The organism is Leucobacter sp. USHLN153 (assembly GCF_037145615.1).
Taxonomy (GTDB): domain Bacteria; phylum Actinomycetota; class Actinomycetes; order Actinomycetales; family Microbacteriaceae; genus Leucobacter.
Window position 1 is genome coordinate 73,567 of sequence record NZ_JBBCXE010000003.1, and the last position, 18,193, is coordinate 91,759.

The following is an 18,193-nucleotide window of genomic DNA, read 5'->3' on the forward strand; positions in this document are numbered from 1 at the left end:
TCACCTGCCTTCCTCAGTGCTGAGCGACGCAAGCGGAGCGCGGAGCAGGCTCGCTCGCCCGCTCTCGCGCTCCGCTGTGATCACTGTGGTTTACCCCTTTGCCCGTGCGAGCAGATCCGCGCGCGAATTCTCCTGAGGCTCGACGGCGCGGAACGCCTCGAGCGCCTCTTGCGCCTCCGCGGAGAGGTGCGCCGGTACGACGATCTGCACCTCCGCGAGGAGATCGCCGGTGCCCTTGGGTGTTGAAACGCCTCGCCCCTTCACGCGGAGCACGCGCCCACTGGGCGTTCCCGGCTGCACCTTCAGCTTGACCGGGGCGCCCCCGAGCGTCGGCACCTCGACGGTCGCGCCGAGCGCGGCCTCGGAGAACGTCACCGGGAGCTTCACCCGAAGGTTCTGGCCCTCGCGCTCGAACACGGGGTGCTTGCGCACGCTCACCGACAGGATGATGTCGCCGGCCGGCCCGCCGTTCGGGCTGGGTTCGCCCTTGCCGCGCACCTTGATCTTCTGACCGTCGGACACGCCAGCGGGGATTTTCACCTTGACCGAGCCGGTCGAGGCCTGCAGCGTCACCGTCTTCCCCTGCACGGCGGTCTCGAAGTCGAGCGTCGTCGTCGCCTGAATGTCGCGGCCACGCTGCGGGCCTCGCGGGGCACCGCCGCCGAACATTCCAAAGATGTCCTCGAAGTTCTGCGATCCGCCAGCCTGGTAGCTGCCGCCTCGCGCGCCTCCGCCGAACATGCCGCCGAAGATGTCCTCGAAGCCCTGACCTCCGCCGCCACCGGCGGTGAAGCGAGCCCCGCCCGCGCCCATCGCGCGGATCTGGTCGTACTCCGCGCGCTGCTCAGCATCCGAGAGCACCGAGTACGCCTCGCTGATCTCCTTGAACTTCGCCTCCGCCGCCGCGTCTCCGGGGTTGGAGTCGGGGTGGTACTTGCGAGCCAGCTTGCGGTACGTCTTCTTCAGGTCAGCGTCGCTGGCATCCTTCGAGACGCCGAGGGTCTGGTAGAAGTCCTTATCGAGCCAATCCTGACTAGCCATCCGCTCCCACCGCCACCGCTACCTTCGCGGGGCGCAGCTCGACATCGCCGATGCGATAGCCCCGTTCGACCACGTCGAGTACGGTCTGCTGCTCGGTTCCGGGAACCGGCACCTGCGCGATCGCCTCGTGGAGCTGCGGGTCGAAAAGCTCGCCCTGCTCGCCGAAGCCTTCCACGCCGAGCCGCTCGAACGTGCCACGAATCTTCTGCGCGATCGCGGCGAACGCCGAGCCCTCGGTGAGGTCGCCGTGCTTCTCAGCGCGATCGAGGTCGTCGAGCACCGGAAGCATGGACAGCACGGCCGCAGCGATCGCCCGCTGCTTATCGCGCTCCGCGTTAGCCTCCGTGCGCTTGCGATAGTTCGCGTACTCAGCGGAGAGGCGCCGGAGATCCTCGAGATACGGGTTGTCGGAGTCCGACTCCGCGTCGTTCCCCGCTGCCGCGCCTTGGCCCTCGCCGGCTCGCGCCGCATCGCTCTGCTCGGCTCCGAGGATGTCGTCGACCGTGAGGTCCGCCTCCGCGTCCCCCTCGGCCTGGCCGGCGGAGCCGGGGTCCTGCGACCCCGGCTCCTGAGCGGGAACCTCGTCAGCGTTCGGGTCTTCCCCGGGCGTGCGCTGTTCCTCGTTCGCCATGATTACTTCTTCTCCTCGTCGTCCTCGACAACTTCGGCGTCTACCACGTCGTCGTCGTTCGAAGCGCCCTCAGCGGAGCCCTCGGTCGGGGCCTCCGATTGAGCCGCCGCGTAGATCGCCTCGCCCAGCTTCGTCTGGCTCTGGCCGAGCTTCTCGGAGGCGGTCTTCACCGCTTCGTCGTCCTCACCCGCGAGAGCCTGCTTCAGCTCGTCGAGATCGCCCTGCACCTCGGTCTTGACGTCCTCGGGCAGCTTGTCGTCGTTCTCGGAGATCAGCTTCTCGACCGAGTAGGCGAGCTGCTCGGCGTTGTTGCGGACCTCAGCGGCCTCGCGGCGCTTCTTGTCCTCTGCCGCGTGCTCCTCGGCCTCGCGTACCATGCGCTCGATGTCTTCCTTCGAGAGCGTCGATCCACCGGAAATGGTGATCGTCTGCTCCTTGCCGGTGCCCTTGTCCTTCGCGGAAACCTGCACGATGCCGTTTGCGTCGATGTCAAAGGTGACCTCGACCTGCGGCACGCCACGCGGCGCCGGCGCGATGCCAGTGAGCTCGAAGGTACCGAGGTTCTTGTTGTCGCGCGTGAACTCGCGCTCACCCTGGAACACCTGGATCGCGACGGAGGGCTGGTTGTCCTCGGCCGTGGTGAAAGTCTCGCTGCGCTTGGTCGGGATGGCCGTGTTGCGCTCGATGAGCTTCGTCATGATGCCGCCCTTCGTCTCGATACCGAGCGAGAGGGGGGTCACGTCGATGAGCAGCACGTCCTTGCGCTCACCCTTCAGCACGCCGGCCTGCAGCGCAGCACCCACGGCAACGACCTCATCGGGATTGACGCCCTTGTTCGGCTCCTTGCCGCCGGTCAGCGACTTCACGAGCTCGGTGACCGCGGGCATACGGGTCGAACCGCCGACGAGCACGACGTGCGCGATGTCGGAGACCTTCACGCCCGCCTCTGCGATGACGTCCTGGAACGGCTTGCGGGTGCGCTCGAGCAGATCCTTGGTCAGCTCCTCGAACTTCGCGCGAGTCAACGTCTCGTCAAGGTTCGCCGGGCCGTTCTCGGTGAGCGAGAGGTAGGGGAGCTGGATCTGGGTGCTCATCGAGTTCGAGAGCTCCTTCTTCGCCTGCTCCGCGGCCTCCTTGAGGCGCTGCAGCGCGATCTTGTCATTCGCGACGTCGACGCCGGTCGACGACTTGAACTGCTGGATCAGCCACTGCACGATCCGCTGATCCCAGTCGTCGCCGCCGAGGCGGTTGTCGCCCGAGGTCGCGCGCACCTGGATCGTCGAGAAGTCGTCGTCCTTGCCCACCTCGAGGAGGGAGACGTCGAACGTGCCGCCACCGAGGTCGAAGACGAGGATGAGCTCGTCTTCCTTGCCCTTGTCGAGGCCGTACGCGAGCGCCGCAGCGGTGGGCTCGTTGATGATGCGGAGCACATTGAGGCCCGCGATCTCGCCGGCCTCCTTGGTCGCCTGACGCTCAGCGTCGTTGAAGTAGGCGGGCACGGTGATGACGGCGTCGGTCACCTTGTCGCCGAGGTAGGTCTCAGCGTCGCGCTTCAGCTTCTGCAGCGTACGCGCGCTGATCTCCTGCGCGGTGTAGCGCTTGCCGTCGATCTCGTCCGTCTTCCAGTCCGTGCCCATATGGCGCTTGACCGAAGCGAGCGTGCGGTCGACGTTGGTGACGGCCTGGCGCTTCGCGGTCTCGCCGACGAGCACCTCGCCATCCTTCGTGAACGCGACGATCGAGGGGGTGGTGCGGAGGCCTTCCGCGTTCGCGATCACCGTGGGCTCGCCGCCCTCGAGAACGGAAACGACCGAGTTCGTGGTGCCGAGGTCAATGCCGACTGCACGTGACATACATACTCCTTTGACGTGGGGGATACGGGCGGACCGGCGGCCCGCTCAGAGACTGTGCCCTCCCCGCTGCGATCCACAGGCGAGGTTGAGCCTGATGGACTCAAGTTTACTCGGATGCCGCGCCGGGTCAAGCTCGAGCCGCAAAACTTGAGCCGGTTTCACTCAACTCTCAGGTGCGGATCAAACCGCTCGCTTGCCTGCCGCGCCGCTCCCTCTCTCCCGAGTGTCGGCCAGCTCCATTACGCTGATCATCATGAGTGAGCCAGCGTCGCCCGCCTCAGCTTCGGGGTCAGCTTCGGGGTCTGCGTCCGCCTCTTCGGCGGCAGCCGTTGCAACGCTTCCTGTACGGAAACGCACCGTGTTCGCCTGGTCGCTGTGGGACTGGGGATCCGCCTCTTTCAATGCCGTCGTCACGACCTTCGTCTTCAGCGTCTACATCACCAGCTCGGCCTTCGGACCCGAGGAGCAGGTCTCAGCGCAGCTGGGCACGGCACTGCTCATCGCCGGCATCGTAGTCGCGCTCGTCGCCCCCGTGATCGGGCGCCTCACCGACCAGGCGGGTCGCCGAAAGTCCTGGCTCGGCATCAACACCGGCATCGTGGTCGCCTGCACGCTCCTGATGGTGCTCGTCGCACCCGATCGCCAGTTCCTCATTTTCGGGCTCGTGCTCCTCGCGATCGGTAACGTCGCGTTCGAGTTCGCCGGTGTCAGCTACAACGCGATGCTCGGTCAGATCGCGAACTCGCGCAACGTCGGCAAGATCTCCGGAATCGGCTGGGGCATGGGCTACCTCGGCGGCATCGTGCTGCTCGCGCTCATCCTCGTCGGCTTCATCTTCCCCGAGGTCGGCTGGTTCGGCGTGACCTCCGAGGGATCGTGGAACGTCAGGATCGCGATGCTCCTCGCAGCGGCCTGGTTCGCCGTATTCGCGATTCCCGTGTTCTTCGCGGTGCCGGAGATCGAGGCCGCCCCGCACGCGAAAAGCGGCGGCCGGTGGCTCTTCAGCGCGTACGCCGACGTCTTCCGCAGCATCGCGGGCCTCTGGCGGACCGCGCGCCAGACCCTGTACTTCCTCTTCGCGAGCGCGGTGTTCCGGGACGGCCTCGCGGGCGTCTTCACGTTCGGCGGCGTGATCGCCGCGCGGAGCTTCGGCTTCGACAACACCACCGTGATCATCTTCGCGATCGGCGCGAACGTTGTCGCCGGTCTCGCCACCATCGCGGTCGGGTTCGTGGAGGATCGCGTCGGCGCGAAGCCCGTGATGGTGTGGTCGATCCTCTGCATGGTGATCTGCGCGACGCTCGTCTTCGTGCTGCACGACGCCGGCCCCTGGGTCTTCTGGGTCTTCGGTCTGCTGCTGTGCATCTTCGTCGGGCCCGTGCAGTCAGCCAGCCGCTCATTCCTCGCGCGCCTCATTCCCGCCGGTCGCGAGGGCGAGATCTTCGGACTCTACGCGACCACCGGGCGCGCGGTCTCGTTCCTGGCCCCCGCCGGTTTCACCCTCGCGGTGGCGATCGGCGGCGCCACCATCTTCGGGATCATCGGGATCGGTGCGGTGCTGCTCATCGGACTCGTGCTGCTGCTCCCGGTGCGGGAGGCCGCGCGAGCGGCCTGATCCGCCGCCCCCTGCCGGCATGTTCAGCGCCCACTTCCGAACCTTCGCGCCTCGCGCGATTGCCGGGCGACTCGCAGTAGCCTGTTCTGGTGGCACGCCCTGAACTCTCCGCTGAGCAGCTCGCCGTCTATGAGCGGATCGAGCACACGCGCGAGCACCTCTTCATCACGGGGCGCGCGGGCACGGGCAAGTCGACGATCCTGAACCACCTCTCGTGGAACACCAGCAAGATCATCGCGGTCTGCGCCCCCACCGGCGTTGCCGCGCTCAATGTCGGCGGGCAGACGATCCACTCGCTGCTGCGCTTGCCCACCGGCATCATCGCTGACCACGATCTGGATCAGCCCGCGGAACTCAAGAAAATGCTCGCCGCGATCGACACGCTCGTGATCGACGAGATCTCGATGGTGTCGGCGGACCTCATGGATGCGATCGACCGGTCGCTGCGGCTCGCGCGGGGCAAGAAGCACGACCCGTTCGGCGGCGCGCAGATCATCATGTTCGGCGATCCGTATCAGCTGCCGCCCGTGCCGCCGCGCGACCCGCACGAGCGGGCGTACTTCGACGACACGTACCGATCGCTGTGGTTCTTCGACGCGAACGTGTGGCAGGCGACTCCGCTCTCGACGATCGAGCTGCTCGAGGTGCATCGACAGCGGGACGACCGGTTCAAGCAGATTCTCGGGGCCGTGCGGCACGGTGTCGTGGCAGAGGATCAGGCGAACGAACTGAACGCAGCCGGCGCACGGCCCGCTCCGCGCGATGTCATCACGCTCGCCACCACGAATGCGACGGTGAATCGCATCAATGCGCAGCGCCTGGCAGAGATCCGTGGATCCGCCCTGCGTGCCGTCGCCGAGATCAACGGCGAGTTCCGCGAGAACACCTACCCCGCCGACGAAGTGTTGGAGCTGAAGCCCGGGGCGCAGGTGATGTTCCTGCGCAACGACCCCGACGGGCGCTGGGTGAACGGCACGATCGGGACGGTGTCGCGGGTCGACGGGACCGTGTGGGTCGAGGTCGGCACGAGCGGCGAGGAATTCGAGGTCGAGCCGATGGTGTGGGAGCGGTACCGCTACCGCTACGACGCCGAAACGAAGAAGCTCGAGAAGGAGGTCGTCGCGGAGTTCGAGCAGTTTCCGCTGCGCCTCGCATGGGCCGTCACCGTGCACAAGTCGCAGGGGCACACGTACGACGCGGCGGTCGTCGACCTCGGGCCTCGCGCGTTCAGCGCCGGGCAGACGTACGTTGCGCTCAGCCGGGTGCGTTCGCTCGACGGGCTCTACCTGCAGCGGCCGCTGCAGCCACGCGACGTGATCGTCGACCCCAACGTCGTGAGATTTATGCAGGGGCGCGAGGCGAACGCATAGCGTTCGCATCCGCCACTGGTGCCGCTACAGCGGCAGCCCATCGGAGCGGAGCGAGGGGTAGCGGTCGCGAAGAGCAGGCATAGCCTGCTCGCTCGACCGCGGTGCCGCCACAGCGGCAGCCCATCGGAGCGGAGCGAGGGGTGAGGGGCGCGAGGCGAACGCATAGCGCGCTCGCGTCCCCCACCATTCTTCCCAGACGCACGCAGTAGACTCCCTGACGTTCTGTGTCCTGTTCACGATCGAGATTGGCGGCTGAATTTGAACGCGCGCTCTGCACTCCGCACTCGCCTATTGGCCGTCGGCATGCTGGCCGTTGCCTCACTCGGCATGACGGCGTGCACCGAAGACGGATCCGCGACGAGCGCAGGCGACGTCAATACGGTGGACGCGGGACTCGCGGAGAACATTGACGCCGCGGTGGAGAGTGCGCTGCAACTCAGCGGATCCACCGAGGCCGTCGTCGGTGTTTGGGGCAGCGATGACAGCGCGTATGTGCGCGGCTACGGCGAAAACGACGTCAGCGGTGACTCACTGATTCGCGCTGCGCAGGCATCACAACCAGTCATGTGCGCGCTCCTCCTTGATCTGGTCGACGAGGGCGAGGTCGAGCTCGACGGCGAAGTGTCGGAGGATCTCACTCGGCAGTCCGACATCGAGGGAGTGACGTACCGGCAGTTGTGCGAGATGCGATCCGGGCTCGCCGACTACAAGAAGGGGTATGCCGACGTCTTCGTGAACAACCCGACGCGCCCCTGGCCCGCTCAGGAACTGCTCGCGCAAGCGCTCTCCGACTCTCCGGAGTCGTGGCCCGGTCTCAACTTCCACGAGTCCGACGCAAACGCGGTGCTGCTCGGTCGCGCTCTGCACGTGAAGACCGGTGTTGAGATTGCGGACCTGCTGAAGGAACACGTCTTCTCCAGTGCCGGCATGGGCGCCTCGTACTACCCGAGCGCGACGAGCACCTCGATCTCGGGGGAAACGCTCTCCGGCCTGACGTACCCATCCAGCGGCGGCAAAGCCGTCTGTGACGCGGGCCCCGTTGAGGTTCCCGAGGTATCGCCGACGATGCTCGCCGGTGCTGGTGCGACGGTCACCACCGTTTCCGATCTGAAGAACTTCTACACGAAGTACCTCTCGGGCGCGTACGGCGGCGATGCCAGCAATGTAGTCACCGAAACCGCGCCGACGAAGAACCCCAAGCGCGATAAGAGCGGCGAGCCCAAGGAAGAGGTCTCCGACTCGGGGCGCCAGTGGGGCTTCGGAGTCGAGAAGGTCGGCCCCCTCTTCGGCCGCAGCGGGGCGATCACGGGAACGCTGACCGCGGCGTACTCCGATCCCGAGAGCGGATTCACCGTCGTCGTCTCCGTCAACAACTCGTCGGCCGGACCCGCATTCGCGCAGGCGCTCGCCTTCGAGCTGGCGTCTCTCGCCGAAGCACAGGGCATCGCGCCTGAAATGGGTTGGAGCGCGGAGGATCAGGCTGCGAAGCTTGCCAAGCGCGCGGTGTGCCAGTGAGCTGGGCGGCGGGCCGAATCTGCTAGTGTAAAAACGTTGGAGATACACCGCTCCTTCGGGGATGTAGTTCAATGGTAGAACTTCAGCTTCCCAAGCTGACAGCGCGGGTTCGATTCCCGTCATCCCCTCCGCAAAACAGCCCTGGCCCTTCGGCCGGGGCTGTTTTACTTCGGGGATTCCGGGAATCTCTGAGAACCCGGAACTGACGGCGCAGAGCGCCGCCAGCGGCGTGGCCGCGCGACGCGATGCGTCGCCTTGAGCGGCCGGCCGGGGGTTCGATTCCCGTCATCCCCTCCAGGCCGCGGCGGCCGCGGGAGGCAACGCCCGGCCTGTTGGGGGCCTCCGAGGTGGACAAAGTCCAGTAGACCGCCTGAGGTAGATCCTGTGATAATTGCGAAATGGGATGCGGCGAAATTGGGTGAGACCTTGTAGCGTTGCAGTATGGATACGACAAGCTTCCACCGCCTGCCCGAGAGCATTCAGCAGATTGTGCTCGATGGCTTGGATAACGAGGTGCAGGCCGGACTCGAGCGCCTGGACACCGCCAAGAAGAACGGCTCGCTTGCTCCCGAGGAGACCGAGGCGCTCGAAGGCGACATCCGTCGCGCAGCCGAACTGCGCAACCGCTACTCCCCCGCCTGATCGATTCTCCCCGGTCGGCCAACATCGACCGCTTGATCGGCCGTAAATAACATCGTGCGGGGCGCGTATTCCGCGCGTCGCCAGCTTGGGCGGCGTGCCGTGAGCGGCGCGGGCCGATCCGCCACCCGATGATGACGAACTACACGAGCGTCGCGGCTCGCGCGCCCTCGTGCACGAGCAAGCGCTCCTTCAGCTCGACGCCGAAGAGGTAGCCGCCCAGTCCACCGTCGGACCGGACGATGCGGTGGCAGGGCACCACGAGCGCGACGAGGTTGTTCGCGCATCCCGACGCAGCAGCACGCACGGCGGACGGACGCCCGGCCCGCGCCGCCAGCTCGGTGTAGGTCACCGCTCGCCCGGGCGCGACGCCCCTGAGCGCCTCCCACACCTGGTCGCGGAACGGCGATCCGGGCTGCGCGACAGGCAGGGCGTCAATGGCGTGCAGATCGCCTGCGGCATAGGAGCGGAGCGCCTGCGCGACGTGATTCTCGTCGTCGCTCGCCGGGACAACGCCGCGCTCCCTGGCATCGGCGTCGGCGGCGAACAGGCGCGAGAGCAAACTTTCCGCGCTCGGGTCGCTCTCAGTGGCGAACCCCGCGGCGCGCACCGCCCCGTCCTCGGGCGACCAGATAGCGTGGAACGGCGCCCCGACAATGTCGACGACGTTCTGCACGAGTGGTACCGCGGTCATGCGCACTCCTTTCGCAACCGGCGAGCGCCCGCCTCGGAGCGCACACCACTATTCTCGTCGCGGATCCGCCGCCCGCACAGAAAGCGCGCGTCGAGATCGACTGCGACCGCCGAGATCGACTGCCGTGCGCGCGAAATAGGAGTCGATCTCGCGAGGAGCAGTCGGTCTCACGAGAGGCGCTCGGTCGCGCCCGGGCCTGCCCCGCCATCGAGGTAGGGCGAGATCAACGCATCGCGATCCTGCAACAGCTCAGCGGCGGCACCCGAACGCACGATGCGGCCTCGTTGCATGAGATGCGCGGTGGTGCCGACGCTCAGCGCCGTCTCCACGAACTGCTCGACGAGCAGCACACCGATCCCATCGCGCGCCAGCTGCTGAAGCACTGCCATGAGCGAGGCGGCAACCCGGGGAGCGAGCCCCAGCGACAGCTCGTCCACCAGCAGGCACGTCGGCCGTGTGGCGAGCGCGCGGGCGATGACCAGCATCTGCTGCTCGCCACCGGAGAGCCGCCCGGCTCGCACGTCTCGGCGCTCGGCGAGGCGCGGGAACAGTTCGAACGCGCGATCCAGCGCCCGCTGCGAGCCATCGACGACGGCCAGGTTCTGCGCGACACTGAGGCCGGCAAAGACCCCGCGCCCCTGCTGAACGTACGCGAGCCCCCGCGACGCTCGCCGATCCGGCGGCAGACCGTCGATGCGGCGGCCGCCCAGCGTAATCCGCCCTGAGGCCAGCGGAAGCACGCCCGCGACCCCGTCGAGCAGGGTCGTCTTCCCCATGCCGTTCGCCCCCAGGAGCACCGTAATCTCCCCCGCCGGCGCCGTCAGCGAAATATCGCGGCAGATCTCGAGTCCACCCCGCTTGACGCTCGCTTCGGATATCACCAGGTCTGCACTCACGCGCTGCGCTCCGTTCCCAGGTAAGCGGCGATGACCTTGGGGGCGCTCAGCACTTCTGCGACTGGTCCACTGCCGATAACGCGGCCATCGTCGAGTACCGTCACGCGCGAGGCGGTGGCGCGGACGAACTCGATATCGTGCTCGACCAGCAACACGGCACAGCCGAAGCGTTCCGGAATCTCACGGATGCGCTCGGCAAGCGCGCGACTTTCGGCTGCGCCCAGCCCCGCGGCCGGCTCGTCGAGCAGCGCTACACGCGGTGCGGAAACCAGTGCACCTGCCACTTCGAGCACGCGGCGGGAGCCGGCATCCATCAGGCGGATCGGCACGCGGTCGCCAGGGAGCCCGAGAAAGGCCCGCACTGCCTGACTGCGCTCAGCCCGAAGCATCGGAGCCCCGGGGTCCCGCATTCCCGCCGCTCGACCTCCCGCCGCGAGCCGCAAGTATTCCCCCACCGTCAGCGTCTCGGGCGCGCGCACGTGCTGAAAGGTACGGCGGATCCCTCGACGTGAGCGCACGCGCGCACTGCGGCCGTCAAGGTCGATCCCGTCGAGCTGCACCTCGCCCGAGGCACTGCCCGTGAAGCCTGTGACGACGTCGATCAGCGTCGACTTGCCCGCGCCATTCGGGCCGATCAGCGCATGCACTTCTCCGGCGCGAACCGTCAGGTCTACGCCGTTGAGGGCGACGGTGCCTCCATACGACACGGTGAGGTTGCGCACTGCGAGTAGCGGCGATGCGCCATTCGCTCGTTCACGGGCGTCCGGATCATCAGGCGCCGCAGAGACACTCCCACCATGAGCTGCATCGGCGCCCTGCGGCGCATCGTCGGTGCGCTCCAGCGCCGGCCACTCGCATGAGCGGCGACTGCGGGCGAACGCGCGCTCCTCGAGACGCGCCCGCAACTGCTCGACGATGCCGCCATTGCCCCGTCGGAGGACGTCGAAGGCACCGATCGCGAGCAGCGCGTTGCCCACGTCGAGCGGCATGCCGAGTCGACGGAGCACCTCGGGAACGAACACCGCGAAGACACCCGCGAGCACCGCACCCCCGAAGAGCGCAGCCCCGCACAGCACCGCGGTGGCGAGCGTGACGAGCGACGTGAGGGGACTGAACACCTGCGGAGTCAGGAGCCCGTATTGACCGGCAAGCAGCCCGCCCGCCACTCCCGAACAGAGCGCGCCGAGGGCGAAGGCGCTCGCCTTCGCCGCGCCCACGCGCACGCCGAGAGCCGCCGCTCCGCGCTCGCTCGAGCGCACCGCGCTCCACCCGAGTCCGTGAACGCTCCGCTCACCCGCCCTCAGCGTGAGTTGCAGCAGCAGGAGCAGAGCCCAGGCCAGCGCGAAGTACCATCGGGCATCGTCGAACGGAGCCGCCGGGAGCACCGGGGTACCGGATCCGACGCCCGGGAAGCTTCCCTGGCGGAGCACGAGGTCGAGTGCCGCGGCGAAGCCGAGGGTCACCACGGCGAATTCGACGCCCCGCACTCGAGTCGTTGCGAGGCCCAACAGCCAACCGATCGGTGCAGCGGCGACACCACCGAGCAGCACGAGCAGCGGGAAGGGCGCATCCGGCTGATCGAGCGCGACCGCCGAGACGACCCAGCCGCCGATCGCGGCGAATGACATCTGGCAGAGCGATATCAGGCCTGCGCGGCCGGTCACGAGGCCGATGCCGCGGGCGACGAGCGCGGTGATAGCAACTGTCGTTAACAGGTACACCCAGTAGACGGGAAGCGTGAGCCCCGCGACCACGAGCAGTACTGCGAGGAGAGCCCAGCCGGCGCGGTCGAGCACCGCGGTGCGCGAGCCGAGCCCAGCGCGCGCCTTCCCGCCTCGTTCAGCGCGCCGCATCCCACACCTCCGCTCTGCGCATCCAAATCACCGCGACAATGATGATGACGAAGGGGATCGCGCCGCGAAACTCCGCTACCGCCGCGATCCGGGCTCCCGCGCCCTCGAGTGCTCCGAGCGCGAGCCCCCCGAGCGCAGCGATCCACACGTTCGAGAACGCGCCGAGCAGCCCCGCGGCGAGCGCCGGAACGACGAGGAACGACATGGATTCGAACGTCGGGTTTCGAGTGGGGGCGACGAGGAGCAGCGCAAAGGTCGCGAGGGCTCCGGTGATCGCCCACACGCCGATCGACAACGCCCTCGTATTGATCCCGAGCAGCTGCACGCTCGTCGGCCGCTCGGACATCGCCTGCAACCGAATGCCCACGCGAGTGTGTTTCAACAGCGCTGTCAGACTGACGGCGATTGCGAACGTCGCAACGAGTGCCACGAGGGTCGTGAGCGAGACGCGCACGCCCGCGACCGCGAAGGAAAACTCCGGAAAGAGACTCGGCATGACTCGTGGCGTGTCTCCGTAGAGACGGAACCCCAGCGTGAGGAGCACGATGAGGAGCACCACCGTCACCACGGAACGGATGAGGGGTCCCGAATCGCCGAACCACCGCGCCAGCACCCAGCCCGCTCCGCCAGCGACAGCACCGGCCGCGCCGAGACCGGCGAGCACCGCGAGGGCGATCGGCGATCCGCCCCCGATCAGCACGTAGCAGAGGAAGGCGCCGAACGCGCCGATCGCGGCCTGCCCGAAGTTCAGCACCCCGACAAGGCGGTGCAGCACGACGACGCAGACCGCAAGGATGGCGTAGGCCGATCCCGAAACGAGACCGGAGACGATGCCGTCAAGCACGCCTCCGGCCCCTTCCGCTCCCCCGGTTCATCTGCAGCGCTCGCTACGGAACGCGCACCCAGTCGCCGACGGTCTCCCACCCGTCGGCGGTCGCCTGCACCATCTGGCTCGCGCGGTTCGGGTTATGCGCCTTCGCCTCGCCGAACGTGAACGGCATTCCCATGAGCGGGTGCTCGATCTCGTCGAGTTCGCGGAACGCCTGCGTCACCGATTCGCGGGTGATGTCGCCCTCGATGCCCTCGAGCACCGACACGAGGATCTCGGCGCTCACATAGCCGCCCTCGGAAAGCGAGGTCAGCGGCACATCGGCGTCCGTCAGCGTCTCGCGCCAGTCGTCGAGCTCGGGGTCATCGCTCGTGAACGGCAGGAACTCGGAGTTCGCGTACATGCCGAGCGTGTCCTGCTTCTTCAAGGTGTCGAGTACCGACTCCGAGTAAGCGGAGGTCAGTGTCAGCCAATCCGCTGCGTCGAGCAGTCCCTGCTGCTTCACCGTGTTCATGAACGCGACGGCCACCGGCTCGTTCGCGTTGAACACGACCGCGTCGCACTTCGCGTCCCGCACCGCGAGCACCGCGGGCGTCGGGTCATCGCCCAGCGTCACGGAGGTATCGACGTGCGGGGCCTTGCTGCCCGTGTCCTTCTCCCACTTGTCGATGAGTTCCAAATACGGCTCGGTGAGGCCCGCGCTGTTCAAGATGACCGGGCACACGCGCTCGTCTTCGAGCGTCTCGGACGCGAAGTAGAGCAGGCTCGCGTAACCCTGGATCGTGCCGTTGTTCACCGGCGCGATGTTCTCCGACTCGAAGCAGGCGGGCTCGACACCCGTGCCCGAGAGCGACACGACACCGCTCTTCGCATACAGCGCGGCGTTCGCACTGCACTCGACGAGGCTCGCGGCCCCGGCGAATGCGACGACGCCCTCCTCGTCGACGAGCCGACGCGCAGCCTGGCTCGCCTGCGCGGGATCTGCACCGTCGTCCTCCGAGATGTACTCGATCTGCCGGCCGTTGATGCCTCCTGCGGCGTTGACCCTGTCGAACACCGCTTGCGCTGCACCCGGCACTTCCGGGAAGGGCGCGGGGCCCGTGATCGAGCTCACGGCACCGACCTTGATCGGCTCGGCCGACGCGGAGTCATCGGAGCCGCTGGCCGCGCTTTGGGCGCACCCGGCGAGGAGGAGGGATGAGAGTGCGGCGAGGGCGAGAAGGCTCCGGCCCCGGTTGAAACGCGACGTCATGCGACGGCGTCTCCTTTCTGGTTCGATGGATGGTCCTGATGAGGAACGATTCGGGTCCCCGCTTTCGCGGGTGCGGGAATGGGTGCGGGAGTGGGCACGGGCGGCGGGGCGGATCGCGAGTCGTCGAGGCGGCCGGCCGTCGACCGCGGCCTCCGCGCCCGCGGCGTTACTCGCCGTCTGCGGCCTGCGGGCCCGCCTGGAGAGACGCCCGACCAGCATCGCCTCGCTTCGGCCAGTAGGGGAAGCGCACCCGGGGCGTCACCACATTCGGCACCCGCTTCCGGAGCGCGTTCTTGATGACTCCCGAGCCGTAGGAAGCGTCGTCGAGTAAGCGCAGCGCGAGGCTTTTCACCGGTCCGAGCCTGGTCGGGCGGAGGAGATGGTCGCGCGCCGGTTCCCACATCATCGCGGCAGCGACGCCGCGAGCGAGGCGGGAGAACGGCGTTGCAGCGAGCACCGCCCAACCGACGGGCCACCAGTCGCGGCGGAGCAGGTGCCCCATCCAGAACGCGTCGGAATACAGAGAGCGACCCGTCATCTCGAGCGCGACCGACGTCGGAATCTCTGTCCCTAGGAGGCGTCGCTGTCGAGCGAACTCGTACCCGGCGATCGGCAGCACCAAGAGTCGCACCCACCGGTGCTTGCTCGAGAGCACTGCCACAGCCGCGAGACCGGAAAGAGAGGGGCGCGCGGGGATCAGACGCCCCGGATGCCGCAGTTCGAGGTCCGCAGCCGATGACCCGTACATCGCACGGCGCGCACTGAAGTCCGTGACCGCGGTGCGCACGCCATGGTACGAGACGACGTCCGGGACGTAGCGCACCGTCCAGCCGGCCTCGTGCATGCGCCAGAACAGATCGACGTCCTCCCCGACCCGGAGCCCCGGCTCGAAGGGCGGATCGGTGACCGCGCTGCGACGCATCATGACGGAGGCGCTCGGCAACCACCCGACGGGAACCCCGAACACCACGCGGCTCGGATCCGGACCCATATCGAGTTCCGACCGTGTCTCCTCGTACAACTCGATCGCGGAATCGCCCTTGACGTCGGGGCGCACGCGTGGACCCACTGCCCCGATGCTCGGGTCGTCGAACAGCGTCCTGAGCTGCGCGACCACGCCCGGGGGGACGATCGTGTCCGAGTCGAAGAACGCGACGAATGGTGCAGTGGTCGCGGCGAATCCATCGTTCCGCGCCTCACCCGGGCCACCATTCGACTCACGAACAATCAGCTTCGCGCCGTACTTCTGGGCGGCGCGACGAATCTTCGCGGCGTCCCGCTTGGGCGAGGCGTCGTCGACCACGACGACGGGTACGCCCTGGTCTTTCAGCGATGCGAGGCAACGCTCCAGCGGCGCCACGTCACCGTAGGCCGGAACAACGATTTCGACGTCGGTCGGCTGCGCCGCTTCATCGGGCGCAGGAGGCAGCGGATCAGCGATCCCTCGATCGAGCAGAAAGAGTGCCGCCCGCCGCTCCTCCGAAGTGGACGCAACGACGCCGCCGCGATTGGCGGCGAACACCTTCCGAGCGAACGGTCGGACCGCCTCGGGAAGCGGCGTCACCTCCCAGGGCGATCCGCCGATCGCGACGCGCCCCGCCCGGAGCACCACCCCTGAGCTCCACGCGAGATTCGCCTTCGCAGCGTACGCGTCGCGTTCTTCCGGTTGCTGGGGTGGTTCAGGGTACGTCGGCATTTCGGTACGGGTCACTGCGGCCCGGGTCCTGCGGGTGCTCATGCTGCGGCGATCTACTTTCGTCGTGCGTGGGTGTTGGGGAACAGTCAGCGCCCGTTACTGCACCGTCTTCTCGACCGGACGATCAGCCGCGGGCTCCTCGGGCGTCGCGCGCTTTGCGGCGGCCGAGTCCGGCACGCCGTCGCTGGCGACGCCAAGTGCTCGCTCGAACCCTTCCGGAATATGCAGGTCTTCACGGCTGAGCTCGGAGATCGACGAGTGGCCAAGGCCGAGCAGCGCCGAGTCCAGGCCCATTCGCAGAAGATCGAGCACGTTCTCGACGCCCGTCTGCCCATTAGCGCCGAGCCCCCAGAGGTAGGCGCGACCGATCATGACGGCTCGTGCACCGAGTGCCAGCGCCTTCGCAACGTCGCCGCCCCGGCGCACACCGCCATCGAGCAGCACCTCGATCTGGTCACCCACGGCTTCCGCAACCGAGCCGAGGCAGCGAATCGAGGCGGGTGTCGTGTCAAGGTTATTTCCGCCGTGATTCGAGACCGAAATCGCGTCGACGCCGATATCGACAGCGCGCTTCGCGTCGTCGACCCGGGTCACGCCCTTGAGCATGAACTTGCCGCCCCATTCCTTCCGGAGCCACTCGATGTCCTCCCAGCTCGGCGGGGGCGTCTGCTGCCACTCACCGTATGCGCCGAAAAACGTCGGGGCCGGTCCGCTCGGCGGCTTCAGGTTCGGGGCCGTGAGGTCGGGCAGGCCCGCCTTCAACCACGTCAACGTCCACTCGGGACGCATCACGCCCTCCGGCGCCATCTTGTAGAGCGCCTCGAAGTTCATACGCTCCGGGATCGCCGGGCTTCCCCAGTCGCGTCCCACAGAGAACGACCAGTCCGTCGTGGAGATGAGCGCCTTCGCGCCAGCTGCCCGGGCCCGATCCATGCGCTGCACCATCGCCTCGCGGCTTCCGGTCCAATACATCTGGAAGAACGTATTCTCGTTCGCCGCGGTGACCTCTTCGACGGGCTTCGACGCGAACGAACTCAGGCCCATGATCGTGCCGCGCGACGCGGCAGCGCGTGCGACGGCGACCTCACCGTCCGGGCGAATCGCCTGCACGCCCGTGGGCGAGATCAGCACGGGCATCGAAACCGGGATCCCGAGCACCGTCGTCGACAGGTCGCGCTTCGGCTGGTGCCCGGCGACGTGCGGCGCGAACTCCAGTTCGCCGAAGGCATCGGTGTTGTCGTTCGGTGTGCGACCGCGTTCGCTGCCCGCCACCAACGCCGCGTACACCGACGGCGGTAGGAATGCCTTCGTGCGGCGCTGCGCTTCGAGGACCGTTTCGAACCAGGGGTTCTTCACCCACGGCCAGATCTTGCTCATACTGTCTCCCTCGCTTTGGTCGCGTCCGACACTGGACGCATTCGCGGGCGGGGATCGCCCCCGCCCGCGGTGTCGTTCTAGAAGGTGTGCGCGCCCTGGTCGACGCTGATGTGCTCGGCCGTGATCAACTTCGCGTCATCCGAGGCGAGGAACGCCACCGTGTTCGCGATGTCCTCGGCTTCGGCCGCGTAGGTCGGCAAGAAGGGGGTGCCCATTTGGTTGAGTACCGGATTAGTCGCACCGGCGGTCTCGATCGCGGCCTGCATGTTACCGGAGCCCATCGGCGTCATCACCGCACCGGGGTGCACGCTATTCACTCGGATGCTGTGCTTGCCGAGCTCGGCTGCGAAGGCGCGCGTCATGCCCGTGACCGCGTGCTTGCTCGCGGTGTAGTGAATCATGAACGGCTGCATCTTCTTGCCTGCGTACGAGCTCGTGAGAATGATCGAACCGCCGTTACCGCCGTCGATGATGTGGTGAGCCGTCGCCATGACGGTGTTCCACACACCGATCACATTGGTGTCGATCGTCGCTTTGAACGTCTCGGGCGTGATCGCGTCCCAGGCTTCGGGGATGCAAATGCCCGCGTTGGCCACGACGATATCGATTCGGCCCAGCTGCGCGACGCCGGCGTCAGCGGCGGATTTCAACTGCTCGATATCGCGCACGTCGGCCACGCTCGCGATGATGCGGCGATCGAGCGCCTCGACCAGGCGAACCGTCTCATCGAGATCCGCCTGAGTAGGTGAGTCGTAGGGCACGTAGTCGATGTGGTCAGCGATGTCGACAGCGATGATGTCGGCACCCTCCTGAGCCAGCTTCACCGCGTGCGCGCGCCCCTGACCGCGTGCAGCGCCGGTGATGAATGCGACTTTGCCTGCAAGTTTTCCTGCCATGTTGGCCTCCTCGTCTCTGAGATGGCGGATGCGCCC

The 18,193-nt window shown here is 67.4% G+C and carries 15 protein-coding genes and 1 tRNA gene; 5 read left to right on the top strand and 11 right to left on the bottom strand.

From position 1 onward, the window contains the following. Positions 1–90: 90 nt before the first annotated feature. Genes WFH00_RS06155 through dnaK form a run of 3 tightly spaced genes read right to left on the bottom strand, consistent with a single transcriptional unit; the run spans position 91 to position 3,525 of the window. Positions 91–1,041: a DnaJ C-terminal domain-containing protein gene (locus tag WFH00_RS06155; RefSeq protein ID WP_336659821.1), complete on the bottom strand. Its 951-nt coding sequence runs from the start codon at positions 1,039–1,041 to the stop codon at positions 91–93. Beyond that, positions 1,034–1,672 carry a nucleotide exchange factor GrpE gene (locus WFH00_RS06160; protein ID WP_336659822.1) on the bottom strand — a complete coding sequence of 213 codons (639 nt, stop codon included), beginning with the start codon at positions 1,670–1,672 and terminating at the stop codon, positions 1,034–1,036. The genes WFH00_RS06155 and WFH00_RS06160 overlap by 8 nt, the downstream gene beginning before the upstream one ends. Positions 1,673–1,674: 2 nt before the next feature. Next, positions 1,675–3,525, bottom strand: a complete 1,851-nt coding sequence (gene dnaK / locus WFH00_RS06165) for a molecular chaperone DnaK (RefSeq protein ID WP_336659823.1) — start codon at positions 3,523–3,525, stop codon at positions 1,675–1,677. Between the two features lie 253 nt (positions 3,526–3,778). Here dnaK and WFH00_RS06170 point away from each other — a divergent pair, with 253 nt between their 5' ends. The 5 genes from WFH00_RS06170 to WFH00_RS06190 all read left to right on the top strand — a co-directional run bounded on the left by WFH00_RS06170 (position 3,779) and on the right by WFH00_RS06190 (position 8,667). Continuing rightward, positions 3,779–5,140: an MFS transporter gene (locus WFH00_RS06170; protein WP_336659824.1), complete on the top strand. Its 1,362-nt coding sequence runs from the start codon at positions 3,779–3,781 to the stop codon at positions 5,138–5,140. Positions 5,141–5,229: 89 nt separating this feature from the next. After that, positions 5,230–6,510, top strand: a complete 1,281-nt coding sequence (locus WFH00_RS06175; RefSeq protein ID WP_336659825.1) for an ATP-dependent DNA helicase — start codon at positions 5,230–5,232, stop codon at positions 6,508–6,510. 291 nt (positions 6,511–6,801) lie between these two features. After that, positions 6,802–8,025: a serine hydrolase domain-containing protein gene (locus WFH00_RS06180; RefSeq protein WP_336659826.1), complete on the top strand. Its 1,224-nt coding sequence runs from the start codon at positions 6,802–6,804 to the stop codon at positions 8,023–8,025. 57 nt (positions 8,026–8,082) lie between these two features. Continuing rightward, positions 8,083–8,153: transfer RNA gene (locus tag WFH00_RS06185), tRNA-Gly, on the top strand. Between the two features lie 313 nt (positions 8,154–8,466). Next, positions 8,467–8,667 carry a hypothetical protein gene (locus tag WFH00_RS06190; RefSeq protein WP_336659827.1) on the top strand — a complete coding sequence of 67 codons (201 nt, stop codon included), beginning with the start codon at positions 8,467–8,469 and terminating at the stop codon, positions 8,665–8,667. 139 nt (positions 8,668–8,806) lie between these two features. Here WFH00_RS06190 and WFH00_RS06195 read toward each other — a convergent pair whose 3' ends face one another. The 8 genes from WFH00_RS06195 to WFH00_RS06230 all read right to left on the bottom strand — a co-directional run bounded on the left by WFH00_RS06195 (position 8,807) and on the right by WFH00_RS06230 (position 18,157). Continuing rightward, entirely contained in the window at positions 8,807–9,358 is a 552-nt protein-coding gene (locus WFH00_RS06195) for a methylated-DNA--[protein]-cysteine S-methyltransferase (protein WP_336659828.1), read from the bottom strand. 167 nt (positions 9,359–9,525) lie between these two features. Beyond that, positions 9,526–10,254 (bottom strand): ABC transporter ATP-binding protein, encoded by a 729-nt coding sequence (locus tag WFH00_RS06200; RefSeq protein WP_336659830.1) that lies wholly within the window; start codon positions 10,252–10,254, stop codon positions 9,526–9,528. Further along, complete coding sequence (locus tag WFH00_RS06205; protein ID WP_336659831.1) at positions 10,251–12,107, bottom strand: branched-chain amino acid ABC transporter ATP-binding protein/permease; 1,857 nt, start codon at positions 12,105–12,107, stop codon at positions 10,251–10,253. The genes WFH00_RS06200 and WFH00_RS06205 overlap by 4 nt, the downstream gene beginning before the upstream one ends. Further along, on the bottom strand, positions 12,094–12,951 hold the full coding sequence (locus WFH00_RS06210; RefSeq protein WP_336659833.1) for a branched-chain amino acid ABC transporter permease: 858 nt from the start codon (positions 12,949–12,951) through the stop codon (positions 12,094–12,096). Before WFH00_RS06210 ends, WFH00_RS06205 begins: the two co-directional genes overlap by 14 nt. Before the next feature lie 43 nt (positions 12,952–12,994). Continuing rightward, positions 12,995–14,188 carry an ABC transporter substrate-binding protein gene (locus WFH00_RS06215; protein ID WP_336659835.1) on the bottom strand — a complete coding sequence of 398 codons (1,194 nt, stop codon included), beginning with the start codon at positions 14,186–14,188 and terminating at the stop codon, positions 12,995–12,997. 166 nt (positions 14,189–14,354) lie between these two features. Continuing rightward, positions 14,355–15,899, bottom strand: coding sequence for a mycofactocin biosynthesis glycosyltransferase MftF (mftF, locus tag WFH00_RS06220; protein ID WP_336659836.1), 1,545 nt, complete (start codon positions 15,897–15,899; stop codon positions 14,355–14,357). 81 nt (positions 15,900–15,980) lie between these two features. Continuing rightward, positions 15,981–17,261 carry a pre-mycofactocin synthase MftD gene (gene mftD / locus WFH00_RS06225; protein ID WP_336659837.1) on the bottom strand — a complete coding sequence of 427 codons (1,281 nt, stop codon included), beginning with the start codon at positions 17,259–17,261 and terminating at the stop codon, positions 15,981–15,983. A 77-nt stretch (positions 17,262–17,338) separates the two neighbouring features. After that, on the bottom strand, positions 17,339–18,157 hold the full coding sequence (locus WFH00_RS06230; RefSeq protein ID WP_336659838.1) for a mycofactocin-coupled SDR family oxidoreductase: 819 nt from the start codon (positions 18,155–18,157) through the stop codon (positions 17,339–17,341). Positions 18,158–18,193: the final 36 nt, after the last annotated feature.

Bases quoted from the DNA above. Each gene is read 5' to 3' on its own strand.
- WFH00_RS06205 (WP_336659831.1), bottom strand. From the start codon at position 12,107: ATGCGGCGCGCTGAACGAGGCGGGAAGGCGCGCGCTGGGCTCGGCTCG.
- dnaK (WP_336659823.1), bottom strand. From the start codon at position 3,525: ATGTCACGTGCAGTCGGCATTGACCTCGGCACCACGAACTCGGTCGTT.
- WFH00_RS06230 (WP_336659838.1), bottom strand. From the start codon at position 18,157: ATGGCAGGAAAACTTGCAGGCAAAGTCGCATTCATCACCGGCGCTGCA.
- WFH00_RS06195 (WP_336659828.1), bottom strand. From the start codon at position 9,358: ATGACCGCGGTACCACTCGTGCAGAACGTCGTCGACATTGTCGGGGCG.
- WFH00_RS06190 (WP_336659827.1), top strand. From the start codon at position 8,467: ATGGATACGACAAGCTTCCACCGCCTGCCCGAGAGCATTCAGCAGATT.
- WFH00_RS06170 (WP_336659824.1), top strand. From the start codon at position 3,779: ATGAGTGAGCCAGCGTCGCCCGCCTCAGCTTCGGGGTCAGCTTCGGGG.
- WFH00_RS06155 (WP_336659821.1), bottom strand. From the start codon at position 1,041: ATGGCTAGTCAGGATTGGCTCGATAAGGACTTCTACCAGACCCTCGGC.
- WFH00_RS06160 (WP_336659822.1), bottom strand. From the start codon at position 1,672: ATGGCGAACGAGGAACAGCGCACGCCCGGGGAAGACCCGAACGCTGAC.
- WFH00_RS06215 (WP_336659835.1), bottom strand. From the start codon at position 14,188: ATGACGTCGCGTTTCAACCGGGGCCGGAGCCTTCTCGCCCTCGCCGCA.
- mftD (WP_336659837.1), bottom strand. From the start codon at position 17,261: ATGAGCAAGATCTGGCCGTGGGTGAAGAACCCCTGGTTCGAAACGGTC.